3 protein-coding genes are annotated in these 889 nt (G+C 68.2%); all 3 read right to left on the bottom strand.

Annotated features, from left to right (window positions below):
* Positions 1–188 (bottom strand): hypothetical protein (locus AC4FS3_RS28755; protein WP_491023375.1); only part of this gene is annotated, 188 nt, incomplete at its 3' end.
* Between the two features lie 29 nt (positions 189–217).
* Positions 218–442: an acyl-CoA carboxylase biotin carboxyl carrier protein subunit gene (locus tag AC4FS3_RS28750; RefSeq protein WP_132006643.1), complete on the bottom strand. Its 225-nt coding sequence runs from the start codon at positions 440–442 to the stop codon at positions 218–220.
* 284 nt (positions 443–726) lie between these two features.
* On the bottom strand, positions 727–879 hold the full coding sequence (locus AC4FS3_RS28745) for an acyl-CoA dehydrogenase family protein (RefSeq protein WP_491023376.1): 153 nt from the start codon (positions 877–879) through the stop codon (positions 727–729).
* Between the last annotated feature and the right edge of the window lie 10 nt (positions 880–889).

Raw genomic sequence — 889 nt, 5'->3', positions numbered from 1 at the left:
ACCCAGCATTTCGGCTGGGTGACCACGACGTTCACGTCCGGATCGACCATCCAGGGCGGCGTGTGCTGGTCATGCACGCGCACGTCGAGGCCCGCCTCGCGCAGGATGCTGGCGAAAGCGCTGCCCAACTGGGAGGCGACGACGATGGGGCCAGCCCCGGCGGGGGCGCTGGAGTCGGATCCGTTCATGCTGGCGTGTCCTGGCAAGCGGGGCTGGATCAGGCGGTTTCGATGATGGCGATGACGTCGCCTTCTTCGACGGGCTGTTCCACGGCGACGCGGATTTCCTTCACCACGCCGGCCTTGGGCGCCTCCACGGCGATTTCCATCTTCATGGCTTCGAGAATGACGACCGCGTCGCCTTCTTCAACCCGCTGGCCGGGTTCGGCGGCGATCTGGAACACGCGGCCGGAAATCTCGCTCTTTGCTTCAACGTTGCTCATCTGGGTGTTTCCTCCTGCATGCCCCTGACGCGTTTCCCGTGAGGCGAACGGCGCCCCGTCGGCAAGACGCGCCCATAAGGGGGACAGGGCGAAGCCCGGTTCAGCGTGAACGGGCCTGCCCTGTTCGGGGCCTGTCATGTTGCGCCGGCATTTGAAACGTCCCGCAGCCAAATCGCAAGGCCGCGGGGCGCAGGCGTCAGGCGCCGGGCTCTGCCGCCGGCGCAGGGCAGCCCGCTTGTCGCCTGTTGCGCAGGCGCCGCCGTCGCGGCGCCCCTTTCCTCACCTCAGGGCGCCAGCTCGCCGGCGGCGATGCGCTTGCCCAGGGCCCAGCGATGCACCTCGGACGGGCCGTCGTAGATGCGGAACGAACGCACGTCGCGGAAAATGCGCTCCACCATGGTGTCGCGGGTGACGCCGAGGCCGCCGAGGATCTGCATGGAGCGATCC

This window comes from Pseudogemmobacter sp. TB195, from assembly GCF_058313095.1.
The sequence above is the reverse complement of the archived record's forward strand: the minus strand, read 5'-3'. Positions and strand labels throughout refer to the sequence as shown.